The sequence below is a fragment of the Streptomyces sp. NPDC054757 genome (assembly GCF_053612185.1).
In genome coordinates this window covers 25,057-47,166 of the sequence record NZ_JBSHBW010000018.1, presented here as the reverse complement: position 1 = coordinate 47,166, position 22,110 = coordinate 25,057, and the positions used below count along the sequence as shown (strand labels likewise).

Here is a 22,110-nt window from a genome sequence, read left to right as displayed (position 1 = left end):
CAGCTCACCCCGTCCTTCGCGGAGGAGCCCGGCGACGAGTCCTTGGCGGTCTTGGAGACGGGAGCGGGGGAGTGCGTACTCGCGGAGCTTGAGGAGGATGACGAGCCGCCCTTGGACGACGAGGCCGCGTCGGTGCCGTTGTTGTCACAGGCCGTGAGCGCCAGACCGGCGGCGACAGCGGTGAGGGCGAACATCGAGATCTTCTTCGTCCGGACGAGCATCATTCTCTCCTCAATGGGTTCTGACCTTGGGAACACCGGCCGGCCGGCCGGTTACCGGGCCTCTCGCCGTGCTTCTGGAAATTGAGATGCCGGGCGGTTCAGGGGAGTTCCTGGCGTGATCGCCGTATGACAGGACCGTGACATTCCGGCGGGAGGCGACGCAGGTCCCGGCCGACCGGATTTGGCGTGCGGGGAGCATCCGAGTGGCCCGCCCCGCAACGGATTTGTCAGTGCCGCACAACCTCCGAGCGGACTGTCCGCGCGGGCTCGTGAGGCGGTCCGCGGGCGGCTATGGTCACCCGTCATGACCGCATACGAGACCGTGATTGTCGGCACCGACGGGTCGACTTCGTCCTACGCCGCGGTGGACCGGGCGGCCGCCGTCGCCGTCTCGAACGGCGCCCGGCTCATCGTGCTCTGTGCCTACCGGCCCATCGGCAGGGAGGACAGCCTCGCCGCTCAGGACGCGCTGCGCGGTGAGGCGTACCAGGTCGAGGGTTCCGCGCCCGCGGAGCAGACCCTGCGGATCGCCCGGGGGCGCGCGGAGGCCGCCGGGGCGCGGGAGATCGAGACGCTGGCCGTGGAGGGCGACCCCGTACCGGCGCTGGCCCGTGCGGTCACGGACCGGAGCGCGAGCCTGGTCGTCGTCGGCAACCGGGGGCTGAACACCCTGGCGGGGCGGCTGCTCGGATCCGTGCCGTCCGACATCGCCCGCAAGGCGGACGCCGATGTCCTCATCGTGCACACCACCTGAGGCCCGGATGTCCGAGGCCCGGATGCCCGAGACCCGGATGACCGCCCCCGGGCTGGAGGAGACGCTCCTCGGGGGCGCCCGCCGGTACACCCGTGAGCAAGTCGCCGAGGAGTCCGGGCTTCCGCCGGATGACCTCCGCAGGCTGTGGCGGGCCCTCGGCTTCGCCGCCGTCGACGATGACGCGGTGATCTTCACCGACGCCGATGTGGCCGCCGCCCGCACTGCGGCCCGGCTGTTCGGTTCCGGTCTTGTCGCACCGGGCCAGGAGTCCGCCGTCACCCGGGCCCTCGGACACCATCTGGCGCGGCTGGCGGAGTGGCAGATGTCCCTCGTCGTCGCGGACCAGGACAGCGAGGCCACCGGGGCGGCCGGGGCGGCCGGGGCGCACGGTGAGACGTCCCGCGCGCGCGGCGCGGCCGAGGCCGCGGCCGAGGCGCTGCCCGCCCTCGAACACCTGCAGAACTACGTCTGGCGCCGCCACCTCGCCGCGCACGCGGGCCGGGTCACCGCCGCCCCGCCGGACGCCGGGCGCTCCGGGCAGGTGATCGGCTTCGTGGACATGGTCGGGTACACGGCCCTCACCCGGCGCGTCGGTGAGGCGGCGCTCGTGGACGTACTGGAGCGTTTCGAATCCCTGGCGGCCGATGCCGTCTCGCGGCACGGCGGCCGAATCGTGAAGACCATCGGGGACGAGGTGCTGTTCCTCTGCGACAGTCCCGGCGCAGCCGCCGATACCGCCCTGGAGCTGACGGAGTCGGCCGAACGCGACACCGTACTGCCGGAGTTGCGCACCGGGCTGGCCTACGGGCAGGTGGTGCACCGGCTCGGTGATGTGTACGGCGAGGTGGTGAACATCGCCGCCCGCCTCACCTCCGTCGCGCGCCCCGGCACGATCCTCACCGACGAGTCCTTCGCGACCGGGATCGGCCGCTCCGCGCCCGGGGGAGGGGCGGACGGAGGCGCGGACGGCGGGGGCGGCGCCGGTGGTGCGGGCCCCGGCGCCCCGTACCGGCTGCGCTCCCTGCGCCCCGTCTCGGTGCGCGGCTACAGCAGACTCCGGGTGTACGCCCTGCGCCGCGGCCGGTAGGCGGATGCGGCGCAGGCGGTTGTACGTCTGCCCCCGATGTACGTCCTGCCCGTGACGTCCTGCCCGTGACGTCCTGCCCGTGACGTCCTGCGCCCGACGCCCGACGCCCGACGCCCGACGCCTGATGCCCGGAACGCCCGGACTCCCCGCTAAGCCGTATGCAGCATCAGCCCGATGCCGACCACCATCAGCCCCGCCGCCGCGATCCTCGGTGCCCCGAACCTCTCCTTGAAGAAGAGCGCACCGATCGCCGCGCCCACGATGATCGACGACTCGCGCAGCGCGGCGATCGGGGCGAGCGGGGCGCGGGTCTGGGCCCACAGGACCAGGCCGTACGCGACCACCGACATCGCACCGCCGATCAGCCCCTTGCTGGCGTACGGGCGCAGCTGGGCGGTGAGTTGGCCCCGGCGCCGGTAGAGCGCGTACGCCGGGATGGCGATGCCCTCCAGGATCATCAGGTAGGCGATGTATCCCAGCGAGGAGCCCGAGTCGCGGACGCCGACGCCGTCGACTGTCGTGTACGAGGCGACCGCCAGGCCGGTGGCGAGCGCCGCGATGATCGCCGGCCACTGCGGGCGGGACCCCTTCAGGCCCCAGAGCGCCACGCCGACGAGTCCGGCGCAGGCCACCGCGACCCCCGCGAGCTGCCAGCCGTTCGGGACCTCATGGACGAAGACCGCGGCCAGCACGGTCACCACGAGCGGGGCGGTACCGCGCGCGATCGGGTACATCTGGCCGAAGTCGCCGAGGCTGAACGACCGCATGAGCAGCAGCATGTACGTGACGTGGAGCGCGGCCGACACGAGCAGATACGGCCACGCCGCCGCGGCCGGGAAGGGGACGAACAGCGCGCCCAGTGCGCCGACCAGCAGCCCGCCCCCGGAGATCAGGGTGAAGGAGACCAGCTGGTCCTTGATGTGGTGGGCAATGGCGTTCCAGCTGGCGTGCGTTATCGCCGCGAGGACGACGGCGAGGATGACCGTGAGTGTCACGCGGCGGACTCCCGGACATCCGCGAGTGTGGCGCCCGCGTGGGCGACCACCGCCTTCGGCTCCAGGGCGAAGACCGTGTGCGGGGTGCCCGCGGCGGCCCATACGACGGGGTGCTCAAGGAGGCCGCGGTCGGCGATGACCCGGGTGCGGCTGCGGTGGCCGAAGGGCGGCACCCCGCCGATCGCGTACCCGGTGGTCTCCCGTACGAGAGCGGCGTCGGCGCGCTTGACCTTCTCGGCGCCCAGCACCTCCCGTACGAGGTCCGTGTCGACCCGGGACGACCCGTCCAGCAGGACCAGGACGGGCGCCCCGTCGGCCTCGAAGACCAGTGACTTGACGATCGCGCTGAGCTCGCAGCCGATCGCGGCCGCCGCCTCGGCCGCTGTCCGCGTCGCCTCGGGAAATCCGCGGACCTCGACCTCCAGGCCCAGTTCACGCAGCGCCTCGGCGAACCGGGGATTGACAGGGGGTTCGGAAGTGCTCATGGTCCGTCACGCTAGCGGCCGGTGTACGTACCACGCGAACTTGTTGTCACTTTCCGAGACAAGCTCAGGGGCTGTCCGGCGGATCAGGGCGCAGGTGTCGCCGGTTCCCGATCGGTCCTGGTGAGCGGGGTCTGGTGCGTCCAGCTGCAAGGCGGAGGAGGGCGGCGACGCGGAGCGTCGTCAACCGACGACAACGCCGCAGATGGGCGTGCCAGGCCCCGCGTCTGCGGCGTGATCCGCCGGACAGCCCCTAGGAGCCCGCCGCCAGCACCGCCGCGACCACCGGGCCCGCCGCGTCGCCGCCGTGGCCGCCGGACTGGACGACCGCCGCAGCGGCCAGGTCGTCGCTGAATCCGGTGAACCAGCTGTTGGACTTGCCCTGGGCGTCGACCTCCGCCGAGCCGGTCTTGGCGCCCTTGTACCCGCCGACCCCCGACATTGCCGCGGTGCCCGTCCCGTACCCGGCCGTCGCCGTGGTGTGCATCATGTCGCGCAGCTGCTGCGCGGTGTTGGCCGGGAGAGGCTGCGCGGTGGCTGTGTCGCCCTCGCGCAGTGACCTGGGCACGATGACCGGCTGGTGGAACGCGCCGCTGCGGGCGGTGGCGGTGACCGACGCCATGTTCAGCGGGTTCATCTGGACGAGACCCTGACCGATCATCGCCGCCGCGGTGTTGGGGCCGGACGTCTGCGGCACGCCGCCGTCGAAGGTGGGGATGCCGACGTTCCAGACCGAGCCGATGCCGAAGTACTTCTTCGCGGTGTCCGGCAGGGCGGTGTCCGCGATGCCGCGGTCGTTCAGCTTCCCGACCGGCTTGATGAAGGCGGTATTGCAGGAGCGCGCGAACGCCTGCTCCATGGTGCCGCCCGGGATGGAGAAGTTGTCCAGATTGTGGAAGGTCTGGCCCTGCCAGAGGACCGAAGGCTCGCAGAGGAGGGGGCTCTTCTCGGATGCCAGACCGTTGTCGATGAGCATCGCGGCGGTCATGATCTTCATCGTCGAGCCGGGCGCGAGCTTGCCCTGCGTCGCCGCGTCGAAGGCGTCGGCGCGGTTGTTGGCGATCGCGCGTATCTCGCCGGTGCTCGCCTTGACCGCTACCACCGACGACTCGCTGAACTTCTTCACCGCCGTCTCGGCCGCCGCCTGCGCCCCCGCGTCGAGCGTGGTGTGCAGCAGGGCGGGGGTGCCCTTGGAGAGGGTCAGCAGGGTCCGGGCGGGGGTGGCGTCGTCCGAACCGTCACCCGAGATGTACGTCTCGATGCCCGGCTTGCCGCCCGCCTTGTCGCCGTACTTCTGCCGCAGCGAGTCCAGGACCGGCCCCAGCGAGGGGTACTTCGCCTTCGTCAGCTCCGCCCCGTTGTGGTCGACGGCTTTGACGGGCGCGGACTCGGCCTCACCGGTGGTGAGCGTCTCGTCCTTCTTCAGGTCCGGGTGGATCACCGAAGGTTCCCAGTCCACCAGCGCCCGGCCCGTCGTCACCCCGCGTACGACTCGCAGCGAGGACGCGTACGACCAGGGCTTGGTCTTCCCCTCGTACGAGACGGTGGCCTTCACCGTGAACGGCACCTTCGCACCCGAGGCCGCACCGGGCGTCAGGGTCACCTTGCTGACGTGGGCGTCCGTGCGGTAACCGGCAAGCAGCGGCTGTGAGTCGGCCGCGTTGTCGGTCAGCCCGGCCGCCCCGTCCGCGTCGCCCTTCGCCCAGGCCGCGAGGAAGTCCTTGGCCGTACCGCTGATCTCGTCCGCGGTCGGCGGGCCGGTCCGCCGGGCGGGCGCGGCCTGGGCCGTGTTGATGGAGCCGCCCCCGCCGCCCGAACCGTCCACCGCGTTCCAGATGTTGTATGCGCCGTAGCCGACCCCGCCGGCCACCACCGCGAACACCCCGCCCACGATGCCTATCTTCGCCCCGTTACGCACTGCTGCGTCCCCTCCCCAGGAGTCTCTTTGAACATGTTCAAGAGAGTTGTGTTCAGCAGCGTACGGGACAGGGGTGGCGCCGGGGGCGTCGTTACCCGACCGGAATCATGGGCGACGCCCGACGCCCGACGCCCGACGCCCGACGCCCGACGGCGGACGCCCGACGCCCGACGCCCAATGCCGACGCCCGACGCCCGACGGCGGAGAGAGCGGCGGACGCAGGCACCGGATCCCCGCGTCAGATCCAGGTGTTCAGCCACATCCGGTTGTTCCACTGGCTCAGCGGGATCGCGTCCCCGGTGAACAGCGGCCAGAAGTAGATGAAGTTCCAGACGATCAGCAGCACCAGGACACCCGCACCGATCGCCCCCACCGCACGGCGCCGCTCGCTCGACCCGGGCGGACCGAGGATCGCGCCGATCATCATGGCGACGGCCAGACAGAGGAACGGCACGAAGACGACCGCGTAGAAGAAGAAGATCGTCCGCTGCTGGTACATGAACCAGGGCAGATACCCGGCCGCGATCCCGCACGCCACGGCCCCGGCCCGCCAGTCCCGGCGGAAGGCCCAGCGCCACAGGATGTACAGCACCGCGAAGCACCCCGCCCACCAGAGCAGCGGGGTGCCCATCGCGAGCACCTCGCGGGCGCAGTTCTCGGTGCCCTGCGGGCAGCCGTCCACGCCCGGCTTCGGGGACTCGTAGAAGTACGAGACGGGGCGGCCCACCACGAGCCAGCTCCACGGGTTCGACTGGTACTGGTGCCCCTCGGTCAGATTGACGTGGAAGCTGTAGACCTCGGCCTCGTAGTGCCAGAAGCTGCGCAGTGACGCGGGGACCCAGCTCATGTCGAACTGCGGCAGATGGACCGTGCCCAGCACCGGCAGCTTGATGTGGTCGGGGGAGAGCCCGGCGCGCTGGTTCGCCCAGTCGCGGAAGTACCCGCCCTTGGCCACGAACCAGCCGGTCCAGGAGAGCATGTACGTCACCACGGCGACCGGCACCGTCGAGACGAAGGCCGGCAGCACGTCATGGCGCAGGACGGCGCGGTAGGGGCGGACGGCACCGGCCGTGCGGCGGGCTCCCACGTCCCAGAGCACCGCCATCACCGCGAAGAAGACCAGGACGTACAGCCCGTTCCACTTGGTGGCGGCGGACAGTCCGAGCAGCACACCGGCCACGATCCGCCAGGGCCGCAGCCCCAGCCGCACGGTGCTCGCCACCCCGCTGTCGGGCCGCAGCCCGCCCTCTTCGCCCACCGGCAGGGCGGCGGCCAGCCGGGCCCTGGTCCGGTCCCGGTCGATCAGCAGCGCCCCGAAGGCCGCCACCACGAAGAACATCACGATGAGGTCGAGCAGCGAGGTGCGGCTCATCACGAAGTGCAGCCCGTCGACCGTCAGCAGCGCGCCCGCCAGACACCCCAGGAACGTCGAACGCAGCAGCCGCCTGCCGATCCGGCAGATCATCAGCACCGAGAGAGTGCCGAGCAGCGCGGTCATGAAGCGCCAGCCGAACGGCGTGAAGCCGAAGAAGTGCTCACCGGCCCCGATGAGCCACTTGCCCATCGGCGGGTGCACCACATAGCCGGGGTCGGACGGCACCGAGACGTGTGCGGGGTTGGCCAGGATCGCGTTGTTGATGTTGTCCGGCCAGTGGCCCTCGTACCCCTGGTGGATCAGCGCCCAGGCGTCCTTCGCGTAATACGTCTCATCGAATATCACCGCGTGCGGGCTGCCCAGGTTCCAGAACCGCAGCACCCCGGCGACCAGCGTGACAAGGAGCGGGCCGCCCCAGGCGGACCAGCGCACCAGCCGCTCCGCGAGGGCGGGGGAGATGCCGAGCACGTGCCACACCTGCGGTCCTGGCGAGGCGTACGGCGGCACCAGCCGCTCGCGCAGTCCTGCCCCGCGCGGGCCTGCGTACCCGAAGCGGCGCAGCCTGCGCCCCCAGGCGGGCGGCTGTTCCCCCGGGTCTTGGCCCTTCAGGGCTTGAGGCGCTGTACTCGTCACCGCGCCATCGTAGGGAACCGGACTGTGAGAGTGGTGTGCACGGGGCTGGGAGAATGGAGTGGTGACAGGAATGCTGGTACTCGCAGGGACCCCCATCGGTGATGTGTCGGACGCGCCGCCCCGGCTCGCGGAGGAACTGGCGACGGCCGATGTCGTCGCCGCCGAGGACACCCGGCGGCTGCGCCGGCTGACCCAGGCGCTGGGCGTCCAGACCACGGGGCGTGTCGTCTCCTACTTCGAGGGCAACGAGTCGGCCCGTACCCCGGAGCTGGTCGAGGCGCTGACCGGCGGGGCACGGGTGCTGCTGGTCACGGACGCGGGCATGCCCTCGGTCTCGGACCCCGGTTACCGGCTGGTCGCCGCGTGCGTCGAGCAGGACATCAGGGTCACGGCGGTCCCGGGGCCGTCGGCCGTGCTGACCGCGCTGGCGCTGTCCGGGCTGCCCGTCGACCGCTTCTGCTTCGAGGGCTTCCTGCCGCGCAAGGCGGGCGAGCGGCTCGGCAGGCTCCGTGAGGTCGCGGCCGAGCGCAGGACGCTGGTGTACTTCGAGGCCCCGCACCGGCTGGACGACACGCTCGCCGCGATGGCGGAGGTCTTCGGCGCGGACCGCAGGGCGGCGGTCTGCCGTGAGCTGACCAAGACGTACGAGGAAGTGAAGCGCGGCGGGCTGAAGGCGCTCGCCGAGTGGGCGGCGGACGGCGTACGGGGCGAGATCACGGTCGTGGTCGAGGGCGCCCCCGATGCCGGGCCGCAGGAGCTGGACCCCGCCGAGCTGGTGCGCAGGGTGCAGGTGCGCGAGGAGGCCGGCGAGCGGCGCAAGGAGGCCATCGCGGCGGTCGCCGCCGACGCGGGGCTGCCCAAGCGTGAGGTGTTCGACGCGGTGGTCGCCGCCAAGAATGCGGCGAAGGAGGCGGGTACGGGGCCGGTCAAGGGCGGGGGACACGGGTGAGGGGCCGGGCAGCGGAAGCGGGCAACGGGACGGTCAAGGGCGCGGGTGCCTGAGGGTGTCTGAGGGCGCCCGTGTGACGCCCGAGTGTGCCCGTACGGCGTCGGACCGTGGCCGTCACGGGGCCCGGCGGCGCAGGTGTGCCACCGGGAGGTAAAGGACCCGCGCGGTTGGCAAAGCGGGCAACGTGATCACGGGACCTTAGGCCACGAGCAGGCCAAAACCGGTCCAATAGTCGGCAGCACCTGATGCATTCCGGGAGCCGGAGGCGTCCACTGGGAAGTGGGACGGAATCGCCCCACGGAAGGCTTGTCCGTCGGACAAGAGGAGCTGGCATGAGTGAGATAGTTGAGAGCACCGCCCACGAGGCGTATTCCTTCGCCTGTATGCGGTGTGGCCATGGCTGGGAGCAGTCGTACGAGATCGAGCACCACGTAGGCGCTTCCGGCGAGAACTTTGTCGTATACCGGGCCGACGGCGAGCGTGTTCCCTCGCCGCTTTCCAATCCGAGCTGTCTGAACTGCGGCGGCCACGTCGTACGCATCATGAGGTCCGGGCGGGTCTCGTCGGTGCAGAATCTGCTTCATTACCCGGACACCGTCACGCCGCCCGCCGGACCGTTCGGGGCCGGCAGGGACGCCGCGCACCAGGAGACCGGCTCCGGGACCCCGCACGACACCGCAGCCGCGGGCGGGGCGACCCCCGCACCCGCCGAGCACCACCACTGGCAGCTCCGGGACCTGCTGCACCCCTTCCACCACCGCGGGTAGACGACCGTTCCCCGCGGGTGGACCACCGCGTCCACCGAGGCCCTCCCCAAGGCAGGACCGGCCCCCGCACGGCGGCCCTCCCCGAGGCAGGCCCGGCACCAGGGGCCGGGAGGCGCCCCATAGGATCGGGCGCCATGAGCAAGGACACCGCGCCGCCGCCGCTGCCCGCACCGCTCGCCGTGCCGGTGGCCGACTCGCACACCCATCTGGACATGCAGGACACCACCGTGGACGAGGCCCTGGCCAGGGCCTCGTCCGTCGGGGTGACCACCGTGATCCAGGTGGGGTGTGACCTGAAGGGCTCCCGCTGGGCAGCCGATACGGCCGCCGCGTACGAGAACGTGCACGCGGCGGTCGCCCTGCACCCGAACGAGGCGCCCCGCATCGTGCTGGGGGACGATGGGGGCACCTCCCAGCCCCCCGGGGCTGGGGGAGGCTGGTCGCGGCAGGGTGCACGCGCCGCAGGCGGTGACAGCGCGCTGGACGAGGCGCTCGGCGAGATCGACCGGCTGGCCGGACTCCCGCAGGTGCGGGCCGTCGGCGAGACCGGCCTCGACCACTTCCGCACCGGACCGGAGGGCGTGGCCGCCCAGGAGCGTTCGTTCCGGGCGCACATCGAGATGGCGAAAAGGCACGGAAAGGCGCTGGTCATTCACGACCGCGAGGCGCACGCCGATGTCCTCCGCATTCTGGACGAGGAAGGGGCGCCGGACCGCACCGTATTCCACTGCTATTCCGGCGACGCCGAAATGGCCGAACTCTGCGCGGCCCGCGGCTATTTCATGTCCTTCGCGGGCAATATGACGTTCAAGAACGCCCAGCCGCTGCGTGACGCACTCGCCGTGGCCCCGCTGGAACTCGTACTCGTCGAAACGGATGCGCCTTTTCTCACGCCCGCGCCCTACCGGGGAAGGCCGAATGCGCCGTATCTCATTCCGGTGACGGTACGGGCGATGGCAGCGGTACGGGACATCGGCGAGGACGAACTGGCCGCCGCGCTCATGGCCAACACGGTGCGGGCGTTCGGCCTGGACGGCGACACCGTCTGACGCGCGGGAGGTTCGCAGGGTGCGGGCGATGCGGGTGGTGGGAGCGCCGGGCGCGCGCCGGTACGTGAGCGGGTCCGGGCCCCAGTACGCGCGCCGGTACGTGAGCCGGTGCCCGGACGGGCGCCCGTCCGGGCGTGCACGGCGCGCACCCCGCGCGGACAGTACGAGCCCGGCGCGCACCGGGAGCCCTTCGCCCGGCCGTAGGCTTGACGGGTGAGCAGCACTGAACCCGAGGCATCCCCTGCGGCGTCCCCCCAGGCATCCGAAGTCTCCGACGCCCTGCTGGGCCCCGCCGACATCCGCGAACTGGCCACCGCGCTCGGCGTACGCCCGACCAAGCAGCGCGGCCAGAACTTCGTCATCGACGCCAACACGGTGCGCAGGATTGTCCGTACCGCCGATGTGACCCGGGACGACGTGGTCGTGGAGGTCGGCCCCGGCCTCGGTTCGCTGACCCTGGCGCTCCTCGAAGCGGCCGACCGGCTGGTCGCCGTCGAGATCGACGATGTGCTGGCGGGCGCGCTGCCCGCGACGGTCGAGGCCAGGCTGCCCGCCCGCGCCGACCGCTTCACGCTCGTCCACTCCGACGCGATGCAGGTCACCGAACTCCCCGGCCCGCCGCCCACGGCGCTGGTCGCGAACCTCCCGTACAACGTGGCCGTCCCGGTCCTGCTGACGATGCTGGCCAGGTTCCCCTCGATCGAGCGGACCCTGGTGATGGTCCAGGCGGAGGTCGCCGACCGGCTCGCGGCCGAGCCCGGCAGCAAGGTGTACGGGGTGCCTTCGGTCAAGGCCAACTGGTACGCGCACGTCAAGCGGGCCGGGTCCATCGGCCGCAATGTGTTCTGGCCCGCACCGAACGTCGACTCGGGCCTGGTGTCCATGGTCCGGCGCACCGAACCGATCGCGACCACGGCGACGAAGGAAGAGGTCTTCGCGGTCGTCGACGCGGCGTTCGCCCAGCGCCGCAAGACCCTCCGGGCCGCACTCGCCGGCTGGGCGGGCTCCGCGCCGGCCGCCGAGGCCGCACTGGTCGCCGCCGGGATCTCACCGCAGGCGCGCGGGGAGTCCCTGACGGTGGAGGAGTTCGCCCGGATCGCGGAGGGCAGGCCCGCCCCGAAGACCGACCAGACCCCCGGGACCGAGCGGACCCCCGGGACCGCCGAGACCGAGCGGACCCCGGAGGGCAAGGCATGACGCTCCACACCGGTACTGGGGAGCGGGCGGGCGTCACCGTCCGCGTCCCCGCCAAGGTCAACGTCCAGCTCGCGGTGGGCGGTGCCCGTCCCGACGGCTTCCACGACCTGGCCAACGTCTTCCTCGCGGTGTCGCTGTACGACGAGGTCACCGTCACCCCCGCGGACACTCTGCGCATCACCTGCACCGGCCCCGGCGCCGAGCTGGTCCCGCTGGACCGTACGAACCTGGCGGCGCGGGCGGCCGAACTGCTCGCGGCGGCGCGCGGTATCGAGCCCCGCGTACACCTCCACATCGACAAGGACATCCCGGTCGCGGGCGGCATGGCGGGCGGCAGCGCGGACGGTGCGGGCGCCCTGCTGGCCTGCGACGCGCTCTGGTCCACGGGCGCCTCGCGCGACGAACTCCTCGCCCTGTGCGCGGAGTTGGGCAGCGACGTGCCGTTCAGCCTGGTCGGCGGGGCGGCGCTCGGCACCGGCCGCGGCGAGCGGCTGACCTCGCTGGAGCTGGGCGGCGCCTTCCACTGGGTCTTCGCGATGGCCGACGGGGGGCTCTCCACCCCGACGGTCTTCCGCGAGTTCGACCGCCTCACCCCCGACGCGGCACCGCCGCAGGCCGCACCCGCCCTGATCGAAGCGCTGCGCACCGGCGACACGGTGGCCCTGGCAGGCGCCCTGGCCAACGACCTCCAGCCGGCCGCGCTCTCCCTGCGCCCCTCCCTGGCGGACACGCTCGCCGCGGGCACCGCCGCAGGCGCGCTCGCCGGGCTGGTCTCGGGGTCCGGCCCGACGACGGCATTCCTGGCGAAGGACGCGGAAGCGGCCGAGCGGATCGCGGCGGAGCTCCTGGCCTCGGGGACCTGCCGCTCCGCGCGGGCCGCGGTGTCGGGGGTGGCGGGAGCGACGGTCCTGCGGGACGCGCCGGGTCGGCGTCGCCCGTAGCGGTACCCGGGTCAGCGTCCGTAGTGGTAACGGCAGGCGGCGATCCGGACCTCTTCGTCGACCACCTTGTAGATCAGCCGGTGCTCATCCGTGATGCGGCGGGACCAGTACCCCTGGAACCCGTGTTTCAGGGGCTCCGGCTTGCCGATGCCCTCGTTGCCGTTGCGCGCGACGTCCTGCAGCAGGGTGTTGATACGTTTGAGGATCTTCCGGTCCTGGGCCTGCCACCAGACGTAGTCCTCCCAGGCCGATTCGTCCCAGACGAACTTCACTCGGCCAGCTCGCGCGTGGTGCCGCCGTCGCTCTCCAGGCGCTCGATCGACGCCAGCAGGCGCCGGGCGTTCGCCGGGCTCCGGAGCAGGTAGGCCGTCTCCTTCAGCGACTCGTACTCGTCCAGAGCCACGATCACGACCGGGTCGTGCCCGGCACGCGTCACCACGACCTCCTCGCGGTCGTCCACCACCGCGTTGAGCGTATCGGCGTACTTCGCGCGTGATTCCGTGTACGTCATGGTCCGCATGGCGGCTCCCTCCGGCATGTACAGAAAGTTGTACGTACGGAAAACTGTACGCGGGTTCGGGAGGTGACGCAAAGGTCCCGCCCACCGCGCCGTACCCTGGGAGATCGATCACCCCCGTCCCAGGAGCGTCAATGGCCGTCAACCTCGTCAATGTCGAGGCCGTCAGCAAGGTCTACGGCACCCGTGCCCTGCTGGACGGTGTCTCACTCGGCGTCTCCGAGGGCGACCGTATCGGTGTCGTCGGCCGCAACGGAGACGGCAAGACGACCCTCATCCGGATGCTGGCCCGTCTGGAGGAGCCCGACACCGGGCGCGTCACCCACAACGGCGGCCTGCGCAGCGGTGTCCTCACCCAGCACGACTCGCTCGACCCGCAGGCCACCATCCGGCACGAGGTCATCGGCGACCTCGCCGACCACGAGTGGGCGGGCAGCGCCAAGATCAGGGATGTCCTGACCGGGCTCTTCGGCGGGCTCGACCTGCCCGGTTTCGCCCAGGGCCTGGACACCGTCATCGCCCCGCTCTCCGGTGGCGAGCGCCGCCGGATCGCCCTGGCGAAGCTGCTCATCGCCGAGCAGGACCTGATCGTGCTCGACGAGCCCACCAACCATCTGGACGTCGAGGGCATCTCCTGGCTCGCCGGCCACCTCCGCGCCCGCCGCTCGGCGCTCGTCGTCGTCACCCACGACCGCTGGTTCCTCGACCAGGTGTGCACCCGGATGTGGGACGTCCAGCGGGGCGCCGTCCATGAGTACGAGGGCGGCTACAGCGACTACGTCTTCGCGCGGGCCGAGCGCGAACGCATCGCGGCCACCGAGGAGTCCAAGCGGCAGAACCTGATGCGCAAGGAGCTGGCCTGGCTGCGGCGGGGCGCCCCCGCCCGTACCTCCAAGCCCCGCTACCGCATCGAGGCCGCCAACGAACTGATCGCCGACGTGCCGCCGCCGCGCGACACCTCCGAGCTGATGAAGTTCGCCAACGCGCGGCTCGGCAAGACCGTCTTCGAGCTGGAGGACGTCACCGTACGGGCCGGGGACAAGCTGCTGCTCCAGCATCTGACCTGGCAGCTCGGTCCCGGCGACCGGATCGGCCTGGTCGGGGTGAACGGCGCGGGCAAGACCTCGCTGCTGCGTGCGCTGGCCGAGGCGGCCCGTACCCAGGGCGAGGCCCAGCCCGCCGCCGGGAAGATCGTCGTCGGGAAGACCGTCAAGCTCGCCTACCTCTCCCAGGAGGTCGCCGAACTCAACCCCAGCCTGCGGGTGCTGGAGGCGGTGCAGCAGGTGCGCGACCGGGTCGACCTCGGCAAGGGCCGGGAGATGACGGCGGGCCAGCTCTGCGAGCAGTTCGGTTTCTCCAAGGAGAAGCAGTGGACGCCGGTCGGGGATCTCTCCGGTGGTGAGCGGCGGCGGCTGCAGATCCTGCGGCTGCTGATGGACGAGCCCAACGTCCTCTTCCTCGACGAGCCGACGAACGACCTGGACATCGAGACCCTGACCCAGCTGGAGGACCTCCTCGACGGCTGGCCCGGCTCGATGATCGTGATCTCGCACGACCGGTTCTTCATCGAGCGCACCACGGACCGCGTCTTCGCGCTGCTCGGCGACGCGGCCCTGCGGATGCTGCCGCGCGGTGTCGACGAGTATCTGGAGCGCCGTCGGAAGGTGGTCGACGCACAGACCCCGGCCGCCGTGCAGGCGGTGGCCAAGGACGTCCCCGGCACGGTGTCCGCGAAGGACAACCGCGCGGCGAAGAAGGAGCTCCAGAAGATCGAGCGGCAGCTCGACAAGTTCTCCGACCGGGAGAGCAAGCTGCACGCACAGATCACCGAGAACGCGACGGACTTCGGCAAAGTGGCCGAACTGGACGCCGAGTTGCGTGAACTGACCGGTCAGCGCGAGGAGTTGGAGATGCGCTGGCTGGAGCTCGCCGAAGACGCGTAGCGGTTGCGCACGGGGGCGCGCGACGCGCATAACGAGGGCATCACAGCCCGGTTCTCCCTTGGGAACAGGGGGTGACCGGGCCTGCTCGCGGCGTTGGCCGGGTGATAGAAAGAACTCCCGCTCGACTGACGTTGATGTGTGGGATCCACACCCGATTCGCTCCATTCCGGTGGCTGCCGCTGCCGGAATCGCGGGGGAGGCCGGTCGGGCCGTGGACTCCGCGTAAAGAGGTATGTGCTGATGACTCAGCCACCCGACCAGCAGCCGCCGCAGGGCGGTTTCGGTGCCCCGCAGGAGCCTCCGCCGGGTGGCTTCGGCGCTCCGCCACCGCCCGCTCAGCCGCCGCAGATGCCGCCGCCGCCCCAGGCACCACCGGGACAGGCACCGCAGGGACAGACACCGCCGGGGCAGCCGCCCGCCCAGCCGCCCACGCCGCCGCAGGGGCCGCCGTCCGGGCCGCAGCCCGGTTACGGATACCCCCAACAGGCTCCGCAGCAGCCGCAGCCCGGCCCCTACGGATATCCGCAGCAGCCCGGACCCTACGGCCAGCAGCAGCCCGGACCCTACGGCCAGCAGCAGGGGCCCTACGGCTACCCGCAGCAGCAGTACCCGGGCGCCCCGGTCCCGCCGCAGGGCGGGGGCAAGAACCCCTTCAAGGGCAAGCCGGGCGTCATCATCGGCGCGGCCGTCGCGGCGCTGCTCGTGGTCGGCGCCGGGGTCTTCTTCGCCGTCGGGGGCGGTGACGACGGCGACAAGAAGCCGGTCGCGAGCGACAGCAAGAACGCGGACGACAAGCCGTCCGCTTCCGCCAGTGTCGACCAGGGCGACGGCAGCGGCGACGGGCGCGCGGCCAACGACGACCTCAACGCCGGACGCAAGGCCGGCGAGGACAAGGTCCTCTGGCTCCAGACCAACAAGGTCGCACTGCCGCAGAACGGCGCCCAGAACTACGGCATGTGGTTCGCCGGCGATGTCGTCGTACGCGCCATGTACAAGACGGTCACCGCGTACGGCGTGAACGACGGCAAGGAGAAGTGGAGCGTGCCTGTGCCGCACGCGATCTGCGCGGCGCCCCGCCAGACCACCCCCGACGGCAAGATCGTCATCGCGTACAAGAGCAACGACACCGACAAGGCCGACTGCAACCAGATGCAGGCCATCGACCTGAAGGCGGGCAAGGGCGGCTGGAAGAAGCAGATCCCGCAGGAGGGCAGCTTCGACATCATGAGCTCCCTGGAGCTGACGATCGCGGGCGACACCGTGACCGCCAGCCGGATGGGGCCCTCCAGCGCCTTCTCGGTCAGCGACGGACACAAGATCTTCGGGAAGATGGCGGGCGCGTGCCAGCCCGACGCGTTCGCGGGCGGCGCCAAGCTGATCGCGGTCGAGTCGTGCACCAAGAGCGGCCAGCCGGATGCGACCGAGCAGGTGCAGGAGCTGAACCCGTCGACCGGCAAGTCCAAGTGGACGTTCGGGCTCCCGGCGGGCTGGCAGGTCAAGAAGGTCTACTCGCTCGACCCGCTGGTCATCTACTCGACCAACGAGAAGAAGAAGTCCTGGAACATCTCCGTCCTCAAGCACGACGGAACCCGGCGCTCCCAGCTGACCACGAAGGACAGCTTCCAGCCCGAGTGCGGTCTCTCCATCATCGACCGTGATCTCCAGGGCTGTGTCGGCACGGCCGCCGACGCCAACACGCTGTATCTGCCGACCCAGGTGAAGAGCGGCGCCAACGCGGTGGTCGCCTTCGACCTGAACTCGGGCAAGGAGAAGTGGCGGGTGCCCGCGGGCGGCGACCGTACGATGCTGCCGCTGCGGATGGAGGGCTCCAGCCTCATCGCGTACAAGGAACCCTCGTACGACGCTGGCGGCGCGGTCGTCTCCATCCCGTCGACGGGCGGCAAGGCGAGTGTGCTCCTGCAGAACCCGGGGTCGACGTCCAGTATCGAGAACTCCTTCTACTCGAAGCTGGTCGCCTACCAGGACGGCCGGTTCTTCCTGATGTCGGGCCAGGTCAGGGGCAAGAGGGGCGACACCACCGAGAAGACGATGCTGGTCTTCGGCAAGTGAGCTGTCCCCAAATCCTCAACTCCCCCTCCACGAAGGCAGAGACACGATGACGCAGCCACCCCAGCCACCCAACGGGCCGCCTCAGCCACCCAACGGCCCGCCCCAGGGCGGGTTCGGCGCACCCAAGCAGCCCCCGCCCGGGCAGCCCCCGGCGGGCGGGTACGGCACCCCGCCCCCGCCGCCGAACTCGCCACCGCCCGGCGCCCCACCGGTTCCGCCCCACCAGGCACCGCAGACGCCGCCTCCGCCGCAGACGCCGCCGCCCGCCGGCCCGCAGCCCCCGCAGGGGCCGGGCTACGGCTACCCGCAGGCGCCGCCGCCCCAGCCCGGTTACGGCTACCCGCAGCAGGCGCCGCCACCGCAGCCACAGGCGCCCCAGCAGCAGCCACCTCAACCGCAACCCGGCGCTCCCGCATACGCGTTCCCGCCCCCGCAGCAGCAACAGCAGCCCGGCGGCCCCGGGTACGGCTTCCCGCAGCAGCAGCCAGGTGTACCGGCGCCTCCGTACACGACGCAGCCCATGCAGCCCGCGAACGGCAGTCTGGACGGCGGCGGTGGCGGGAAGTTCGGCATCAACGCGAAGATCATCACCGCGGCGGTCGTCGCGATCGTGCTGATCGTCGGGGCCGGCTTCGTCTACTCGGCCAGCAAGGACGACAAGGGGGCGGAGGTGTCGAGCGCGGGCCCCACGGGCGGCGGCGACAAGAACGGCTCCGACACCGCCAAGGGCACCGGAGGCAAGGAGAAGGTGCCCGCGGACACCAACTCCAAGGTCCTCTTCCAGATGCCGGCCCCCAAGGTCAGCGACGTCACCGGCGTCAACGGCTCCTGGACCACCGACAAGCTGTATGTGAAGTCCGGCGTCAACGCGGTGTACGGCTACGACGCGGTCAAGGGCACCCAGGTCTGGAAGCTTCCGCTCCCGGGCCCGGTCTGCGCCGCGACCAGCCACGTCAGCAAGGACGACAAGACGGCCATCGCCTTCCAGCCGAAGGTGCCGACGAAGGCCAAGCAGTTCTGGGGCTGCTCGGAGGTCGCCGCGCTCGACCTCGACAGCGGCAAGCTCCTCTGGCAGAAGTCGTACAAGGACGGCGACGACAAGGTCAGCGTCGACGAGGTCACCCTCGGCGGCGACACCGTCGCCACCGGCAGCACCCACGGCGGAGCCGCCTGGGGCCTGGAGAAGGGCGAGCTGCGCTGGGCGCCGAAGGTCTCCACGGACCAGTGCGAGGACGCCGGGTACGCCGGCGGCGCCACCACCCTGGTCGCCGTCCGCAAGTGCGGCGACTACAACAGCCCGCAGGTCAGCGTTCAGAACCTGAACCCTAAGACCGGCGCGCCGATCTCCTCGTACAAGATGCCGTCGGGCGTCGAGTACGCCCACGTCGTCTCCACCGACCCGCTCGTCGTGGCCGCCGACGTCGGTGACACCGCGGGCGACGGCAGCGGTATCTCGGACTACTTCTCCATCGACGCCAGGACCGGCAAGCTGCGTGCCCGTATCGCGGCCAACGCCGACGCCTACGGGGGCAAGTGCGGCAGCACATCGGTCGAGGAGTGCACCGGCGTGGCCGTCGGCGACGACCGGCTGTACATCCCGACCGAGCAGCACGACGGCACCGGTGACGCGGTCGGCCAGACCAACGAGATCGTCGCCTTCGACCTGGGCACCGGCAAGGCGGCCCCGGGCCGCGCCGACGCCGGTCCCGGCTACACGGCCTATCCGGTGCGGATGGACGGCTCCAACGTCATCGCGTACAAGACGGGCCCGTACAACAAGGGCGGTCAGGTCGTCTCGATCAACGGCTCCACCCTCAAGCAGACCCTGCTGATGAACAACCCGGGCAACGAGGCGGTCCGCGGGGCCGAGTCCACCTTCCTGGCGGACAGCGCCGAGATCCGGTTCACCGACGGCCGGCTCTATCTGGCCGACGACACCCTGAGCGACTACACGTCCGACTCGGAGAAGCACTACCTGGCCATCGCGTTCGGCACCGGCTGACCGCAGGCCCCGGGAGTACGCTCCCGGACACGCCGATGGGGGCGCCACCCGGCGACGGGCGGCGCCCCCATCGGCGTACGAGGCGGCGATTGCCCCAACAGGCCCTCGTACTCTGCCCGTCCGGGGCGCGCGGAGGCGGCCGAACGTGTAACTTGCCGGGGCAGGAAACCGGGCCCGGGGGACCGCTCCGGTGCGGGGGAACAGGGGGGACTGCTCCATGGGCGTGCGGCTCATGGTGGTCGACGACCACCGACTGCTCGCGGAGGCGCTCGCCTCCGCGCTGAGACTGCGCGGGCACCGGGTGCTCGCGGCGGCGGCTCCCACCGGGGGCGCGGCCGACCTCGTGGTCAGCAGGGCGCCCGACGTCTGCCTCTTCGGGACGGCCACGCCCGCCGGGCCCGGAGTCTTCGACCCGGTCGCCCGGATCAAGAGGGAACGGCCGCAGGTGGCCGTGGTGGTGCTCGGCCCGGTTCCCAACTCACCCGGTGTGGCTGCCGCGTTCGCCGCCGGCGCGTCCGGTTACGTGCGCCACGACGAGCGTATCGAGGGGGTCGAGCGGGCCATGGCGCAGGCGTGCGCGGGGGAGACCGCGGTCGCGCCGCAGCTGCTGCGGGCGGTCTTCACGGAGCTGCTCAACCCGGTGGCGCAGCCCGACGACGAGGGCCGCAGGCTGCTGGGCCTGCTCACCGCACGCGAGGCCGATGTGCTGGCCCGGGTGGCGGACGGTGCGGACACCCGGGCCATCGCGGCCGGAATGCGGATCGCGCCGAGCACCGCCCGTACGCATGTACAGCGGGTCCTGGTGAAGCTCGGCGTCAGCTCCCGGCTGGAGGCCGCCGCGCTCGCCGCGCGCACCGGGCTGCTCGACCACGCGAAGGCCCGGACGCTGCGGGAGGGGGAGGGGGAGGGGGCGGAGACGGCGGCGGGCCCGGAATCCGGGCCCGGCCCGGAATCCGCGACGGCCCCGGGGAGGGCAGCGGCCCCGGGCACGGCGGACGGGCCAGGAACGGCGGACGGGCCAGGAACGACGGAGGGACCGGACTCACCGAAGTGAGGTCCGGTCCCTCGCGAGGCCGTCAGGGAATCCTCCGTTACGGCGTCTTCTCCCCGGCCGGGGTCTCGTCCGGCGTGGGCGGCGCCACCGGGCGCAGCCACAGCCAGACCAGGAAGAACAGGCCGAGCACCAGCATCGCCAGCCCGGTCCAGAGGTTGATGTTGACGCCCTGGGCCTTCTTGAGGTCAGCGTCGGACGTGGTGAACCCGGCGATTGTGACGATGATCCCGTAGACCACGAACAGTCCGCCGATGATGCGCCGGATGTCGAAGAGGCGGGCCGCCGTCGCGGACTTCTTCTCCAGTTCGGAGACTTCGTTCTGCAGTTCAGACATGGTGGGTGCCTCCGATCAGAGCGAGTAGGGCAGGTAGCACAGGGCGGCGATGACGATGGCGCCCCAGCCGAGCAGAGCGGGCTTGCGGTACCAGGCGTCGTCGCCCTCGGCGGGTGCCTCCGGTGCGTCCGGCGACTCCGTTCCGTAGACCAGACCGGCCAGTTCGGACACCGGCTTGGGGGCGGTGAAGAGCGTGACGGCCACCATGACGACCGCACCCGCGACAAAACCGACGATCGCCGAGACGAAGTTGGCGCCCTGGTCGCTCGGGATGTCGATGATGCCCTGCTTGTAGATCCAGAAGTAGTTGAGCATCGCGGCGCAGGTACCGGCGAGCAGGCCCCACACACCGGACTTCATCGAGGCGCGCTTCCAGAACATGCCGATGATGAAGACCACGAACAGCGGGACGTTGAAGAAGGAGAAGAGCGTCTGGAGGTAGCTCATGATGTTGGAGAAGCTGGAGGCGATGAAGGCCGTGCCTATGGAGGCCAGCACACCGATCGCCGTGATCAGCCGTCCGAAGCGCAGGTAGTACGTGTCGGGCTTGTCCTTCTTCACGTACCGCGCCCAGATGTCCGTCGTGAAGACGGTGTTGAACGAGGAGACGTTGGCGGCCATACCGGCCATGAAGGCGGCCAGCAGACCCGTCACCGCGATACCGAGCACACCGTTGGGCAGCAGCTCCTGCATCAGCAGCGGAATCGCGTCGTTGTACGTGAGATCCGAGCCGGAGGTGCCGATCTTCGGGGCGATGACGGCGGCGACCAGGCCCGGGATCATCACGAGGAAGACGATGAACATCTTCGGGATGGCGGCGATCAGCGGGGTGCGCTGGGCGGCGGAGAGGTTCTTCGCGGAGAGCGCGCGCTGCACCTCGGCGAAGTTCGTCGTCCAGTAGCCGAAGGAGAGCACGAAGCCCAGGCCCAGGATGATCGTCAGCCAGTTCGCGCCGAGCGGGTTCGCGTGGCCGATCGAGGTGCCGCCCCAGGCGGTCATGAAGTCATGACCCTTGCTCTTGGTGAGCGTGTCCGAGAGGCCGTCCCAGCCGCCGACCCGCTTGAGGCCGAGGATGGTGAGCGGGATCAGCGCGGCGAGGATGACGAAGAACTGCAGCACCTCGTTGTAGATCGCCGACGAGAGGCCGCCGATGGTGATGTAGATGAGGACGAAGAGGCCGGCGACGACGATCGCGACCCACTGCGGCCAGCCCAGGAGCGCCTCCACGACGATCGACAGGGCGTAGAGGTTCACGCCCGCGATGAGGACCGCCGAGAAGGCGAAGAGTATGGAGCTCAGCAGGTGCGCCGACTTGTCGAAGCGGTGCAGCAGGAACTCGGGGACCGAGCGCACCTTCGACTTGTAGTAGAAGGGCATCATCACCAGGCCGAGGAAGACCATGGCGGGGATGGCGCCGATCCAGTACCAGTGGACGACGGCCACACCGTACTGCGCGCCGGTCGCCGCCATGCCGAGGATCTCGGTGGCGCCGAGGTTGGCCGCGACGAAGGCCAGACCGGTGACCCAGGCGGGCAGCGAACGGCCGGAGAGGAAGAAGTCGAGGCTCGTCTTCACACTTGCCCTGGCAGCGAATCCGATGCCCAGGACCACGATGAAGTAGATCGCCAGAATGGTGTAGTCGAGCCCGTTCGTGGGGAGCCGGAGTCCGGCAGCCAGGTATTGCATGAGTACTCGCTTCGTTGCCAGAACTTTTCCGGAGTGGAACCTACGCCTACATGTTCAAAAATTGAACACATGGTTGGTGTTCTTTGTTTGATTGTGATCGGGCTGGTTGGTATGTCCCGATGAAAGCGCTTGCTGC

At 70.9% G+C, this 22,110-nt stretch carries 19 protein-coding genes and 1 pseudogene; 11 read left to right on the top strand and 9 right to left on the bottom strand.

Features of this window, described 5'->3' with window-relative positions; all coding sequences use genetic code 11:
• Nucleotides 1-221, bottom strand: a pseudogene (locus tag ACWGKJ_RS21320) (hypothetical protein); the annotation flags it as partial.
• 304 nt (nt 222-525) lie between these two features.
• Between ACWGKJ_RS21320 and ACWGKJ_RS21315 the strand changes: the two are divergent.
• Nucleotides 526-975, top strand: coding sequence for a universal stress protein (locus ACWGKJ_RS21315; RefSeq protein ID WP_385028672.1), 450 nt, complete (start codon nt 526-528; stop codon nt 973-975).
• Nucleotides 950-2,062, top strand: coding sequence for an adenylate/guanylate cyclase domain-containing protein (locus ACWGKJ_RS21310; protein WP_385028669.1), 1,113 nt, complete (start codon nt 950-952; stop codon nt 2,060-2,062). The genes ACWGKJ_RS21315 and ACWGKJ_RS21310 overlap by 26 nt, the downstream gene beginning before the upstream one ends.
• Nucleotides 2,063-2,211: 149 nt before the next feature.
• Here the strand turns inward: ACWGKJ_RS21310 and ACWGKJ_RS21305 are convergent, their stop codons facing one another.
• The 4 genes from ACWGKJ_RS21305 to ACWGKJ_RS21290 all read right to left on the bottom strand — a co-directional run bounded on the left by ACWGKJ_RS21305 (nt 2,212) and on the right by ACWGKJ_RS21290 (nt 7,465).
• The gene (locus tag ACWGKJ_RS21305) at nt 2,212-3,057 is read right to left on the bottom strand and encodes an EamA family transporter (protein ID WP_385028666.1); all 846 of its coding nucleotides are present in this window, start codon (nt 3,055-3,057) and stop codon (nt 2,212-2,214) included.
• The gene (locus tag ACWGKJ_RS21300; protein WP_385028663.1) at nt 3,054-3,542 is read right to left on the bottom strand and encodes a YbaK/EbsC family protein; all 489 of its coding nucleotides are present in this window, start codon (nt 3,540-3,542) and stop codon (nt 3,054-3,056) included. Before ACWGKJ_RS21300 ends, ACWGKJ_RS21305 begins: the two co-directional genes overlap by 4 nt.
• Before the next feature lie 250 nt (nt 3,543-3,792).
• Complete coding sequence (locus ACWGKJ_RS21295; protein WP_385028660.1) at nt 3,793-5,457, bottom strand: penicillin-binding transpeptidase domain-containing protein; 1,665 nt, start codon at nt 5,455-5,457, stop codon at nt 3,793-3,795.
• 238 nt (nt 5,458-5,695) lie between these two features.
• Nucleotides 5,696-7,465 carry a dolichyl-phosphate-mannose--protein mannosyltransferase gene (locus ACWGKJ_RS21290; RefSeq protein WP_385028657.1) on the bottom strand — a complete coding sequence of 590 codons (1,770 nt, stop codon included), beginning with the start codon at nt 7,463-7,465 and terminating at the stop codon, nt 5,696-5,698.
• Nucleotides 7,466-7,526: 61 nt separating this feature from the next.
• On the opposite strand from ACWGKJ_RS21290, the gene rsmI reads away from it, so the two are divergent.
• From rsmI to ACWGKJ_RS21265, 5 genes are all read left to right on the top strand, one after another.
• Nucleotides 7,527-8,414 carry a 16S rRNA (cytidine(1402)-2'-O)-methyltransferase gene (gene rsmI, locus ACWGKJ_RS21285; protein WP_385028654.1) on the top strand — a complete coding sequence of 296 codons (888 nt, stop codon included), beginning with the start codon at nt 7,527-7,529 and terminating at the stop codon, nt 8,412-8,414.
• A 332-nt stretch (nt 8,415-8,746) separates the two neighbouring features.
• Complete coding sequence (locus ACWGKJ_RS21280; protein ID WP_385028651.1) at nt 8,747-9,181, top strand: hypothetical protein; 435 nt, start codon at nt 8,747-8,749, stop codon at nt 9,179-9,181.
• Between the two features lie 134 nt (nt 9,182-9,315).
• The gene (locus ACWGKJ_RS21275; protein WP_453315787.1) at nt 9,316-10,230 is read left to right on the top strand and encodes a TatD family hydrolase; all 915 of its coding nucleotides are present in this window, start codon (nt 9,316-9,318) and stop codon (nt 10,228-10,230) included.
• A gap of 213 nt (nt 10,231-10,443) precedes the next feature.
• A complete protein-coding gene (gene rsmA / locus ACWGKJ_RS21270; RefSeq protein WP_385028645.1) occupies nt 10,444-11,427 on the top strand; it encodes a 16S rRNA (adenine(1518)-N(6)/adenine(1519)-N(6))-dimethyltransferase RsmA in 984 nt (327 codons plus the stop codon).
• Nucleotides 11,424-12,368: a 4-(cytidine 5'-diphospho)-2-C-methyl-D-erythritol kinase gene (locus tag ACWGKJ_RS21265; RefSeq protein ID WP_385028642.1), complete on the top strand. Its 945-nt coding sequence runs from the start codon at nt 11,424-11,426 to the stop codon at nt 12,366-12,368. Before rsmA ends, ACWGKJ_RS21265 begins: the two co-directional genes overlap by 4 nt.
• An 11-nt stretch (nt 12,369-12,379) precedes the next feature.
• Here ACWGKJ_RS21265 and ACWGKJ_RS21260 read toward each other — a convergent pair whose 3' ends face one another.
• Nucleotides 12,380-12,640, bottom strand: coding sequence for a Txe/YoeB family addiction module toxin (locus tag ACWGKJ_RS21260; protein WP_385028639.1), 261 nt, complete (start codon nt 12,638-12,640; stop codon nt 12,380-12,382).
• A complete protein-coding gene (locus tag ACWGKJ_RS21255; RefSeq protein ID WP_385028636.1) occupies nt 12,637-12,888 on the bottom strand; it encodes a type II toxin-antitoxin system Phd/YefM family antitoxin in 252 nt (83 codons plus the stop codon). The genes ACWGKJ_RS21260 and ACWGKJ_RS21255 overlap by 4 nt, the downstream gene beginning before the upstream one ends.
• Before the next feature lie 131 nt (nt 12,889-13,019).
• Between ACWGKJ_RS21255 and ACWGKJ_RS21250 the strand changes: the two genes are divergently transcribed.
• From ACWGKJ_RS21250 to ACWGKJ_RS21235, 4 genes are all read left to right on the top strand, one after another.
• A complete protein-coding gene (locus tag ACWGKJ_RS21250) occupies nt 13,020-14,828 on the top strand; it encodes an ABC-F family ATP-binding cassette domain-containing protein (RefSeq protein WP_385028633.1) in 1,809 nt (602 codons plus the stop codon).
• 240 nt (nt 14,829-15,068) lie between these two features.
• Nucleotides 15,069-16,898 (top strand): outer membrane protein assembly factor BamB family protein, encoded by a 1,830-nt coding sequence (locus tag ACWGKJ_RS21245; RefSeq protein WP_385028630.1) that lies wholly within the window; start codon nt 15,069-15,071, stop codon nt 16,896-16,898.
• A gap of 520 nt (nt 16,899-17,418) precedes the next feature.
• Nucleotides 17,419-18,900, top strand: coding sequence for an outer membrane protein assembly factor BamB family protein (locus ACWGKJ_RS21240; RefSeq protein ID WP_385028627.1), 1,482 nt, complete (start codon nt 17,419-17,421; stop codon nt 18,898-18,900).
• Between the two features lie 217 nt (nt 18,901-19,117).
• A complete protein-coding gene (locus tag ACWGKJ_RS21235; RefSeq protein ID WP_453315786.1) occupies nt 19,118-19,954 on the top strand; it encodes a response regulator transcription factor in 837 nt (278 codons plus the stop codon).
• 37 nt (nt 19,955-19,991) lie between these two features.
• On the opposite strand, the gene ACWGKJ_RS21230 is transcribed toward ACWGKJ_RS21235, so the two are convergent.
• Both ACWGKJ_RS21230 and ACWGKJ_RS21225 read right to left on the bottom strand, forming a co-directional pair.
• The gene (locus tag ACWGKJ_RS21230) at nt 19,992-20,288 is read right to left on the bottom strand and encodes a hypothetical protein (protein ID WP_385030748.1); all 297 of its coding nucleotides are present in this window, start codon (nt 20,286-20,288) and stop codon (nt 19,992-19,994) included.
• A gap of 15 nt (nt 20,289-20,303) precedes the next feature.
• Nucleotides 20,304-21,974 carry a sodium:solute symporter family protein gene (locus ACWGKJ_RS21225; RefSeq protein WP_385030751.1) on the bottom strand — a complete coding sequence of 557 codons (1,671 nt, stop codon included), beginning with the start codon at nt 21,972-21,974 and terminating at the stop codon, nt 20,304-20,306.
• Nucleotides 21,975-22,110 lie beyond the last annotated feature (136 nt).

Bases quoted from the DNA above. Each gene is read 5' to 3' on its own strand.
- ACWGKJ_RS21315 (WP_385028672.1), top strand. From the start codon at position 526: ATGACCGCATACGAGACCGTGATTGTCGGCACCGACGGGTCGACTTCG.
- ACWGKJ_RS21235 (WP_453315786.1), top strand. From the start codon at position 19,118: ATGGGCGTGCGGCTCATGGTGGTCGACGACCACCGACTGCTCGCGGAG.
- ACWGKJ_RS21310 (WP_385028669.1), top strand. From the start codon at position 950: ATGTCCTCATCGTGCACACCACCTGAGGCCCGGATGTCCGAGGCCCGG.
- ACWGKJ_RS21300 (WP_385028663.1), bottom strand. From the start codon at position 3,542: ATGAGCACTTCCGAACCCCCTGTCAATCCCCGGTTCGCCGAGGCGCTG.
- ACWGKJ_RS21280 (WP_385028651.1), top strand. From the start codon at position 8,747: ATGAGTGAGATAGTTGAGAGCACCGCCCACGAGGCGTATTCCTTCGCC.
- ACWGKJ_RS21225 (WP_385030751.1), bottom strand. From the start codon at position 21,974: ATGCAATACCTGGCTGCCGGACTCCGGCTCCCCACGAACGGGCTCGAC.
- ACWGKJ_RS21245 (WP_385028630.1), top strand. From the start codon at position 15,069: ATGACTCAGCCACCCGACCAGCAGCCGCCGCAGGGCGGTTTCGGTGCC.
- ACWGKJ_RS21255 (WP_385028636.1), bottom strand. From the start codon at position 12,888: ATGCGGACCATGACGTACACGGAATCACGCGCGAAGTACGCCGATACG.
- ACWGKJ_RS21230 (WP_385030748.1), bottom strand. From the start codon at position 20,288: ATGTCTGAACTGCAGAACGAAGTCTCCGAACTGGAGAAGAAGTCCGCG.
- ACWGKJ_RS21265 (WP_385028642.1), top strand. From the start codon at position 11,424: ATGACGCTCCACACCGGTACTGGGGAGCGGGCGGGCGTCACCGTCCGC.
- ACWGKJ_RS21275 (WP_453315787.1), top strand. From the start codon at position 9,316: ATGAGCAAGGACACCGCGCCGCCGCCGCTGCCCGCACCGCTCGCCGTG.
- ACWGKJ_RS21250 (WP_385028633.1), top strand. From the start codon at position 13,020: ATGGCCGTCAACCTCGTCAATGTCGAGGCCGTCAGCAAGGTCTACGGC.
- ACWGKJ_RS21240 (WP_385028627.1), top strand. From the start codon at position 17,419: ATGCAGCCCGCGAACGGCAGTCTGGACGGCGGCGGTGGCGGGAAGTTC.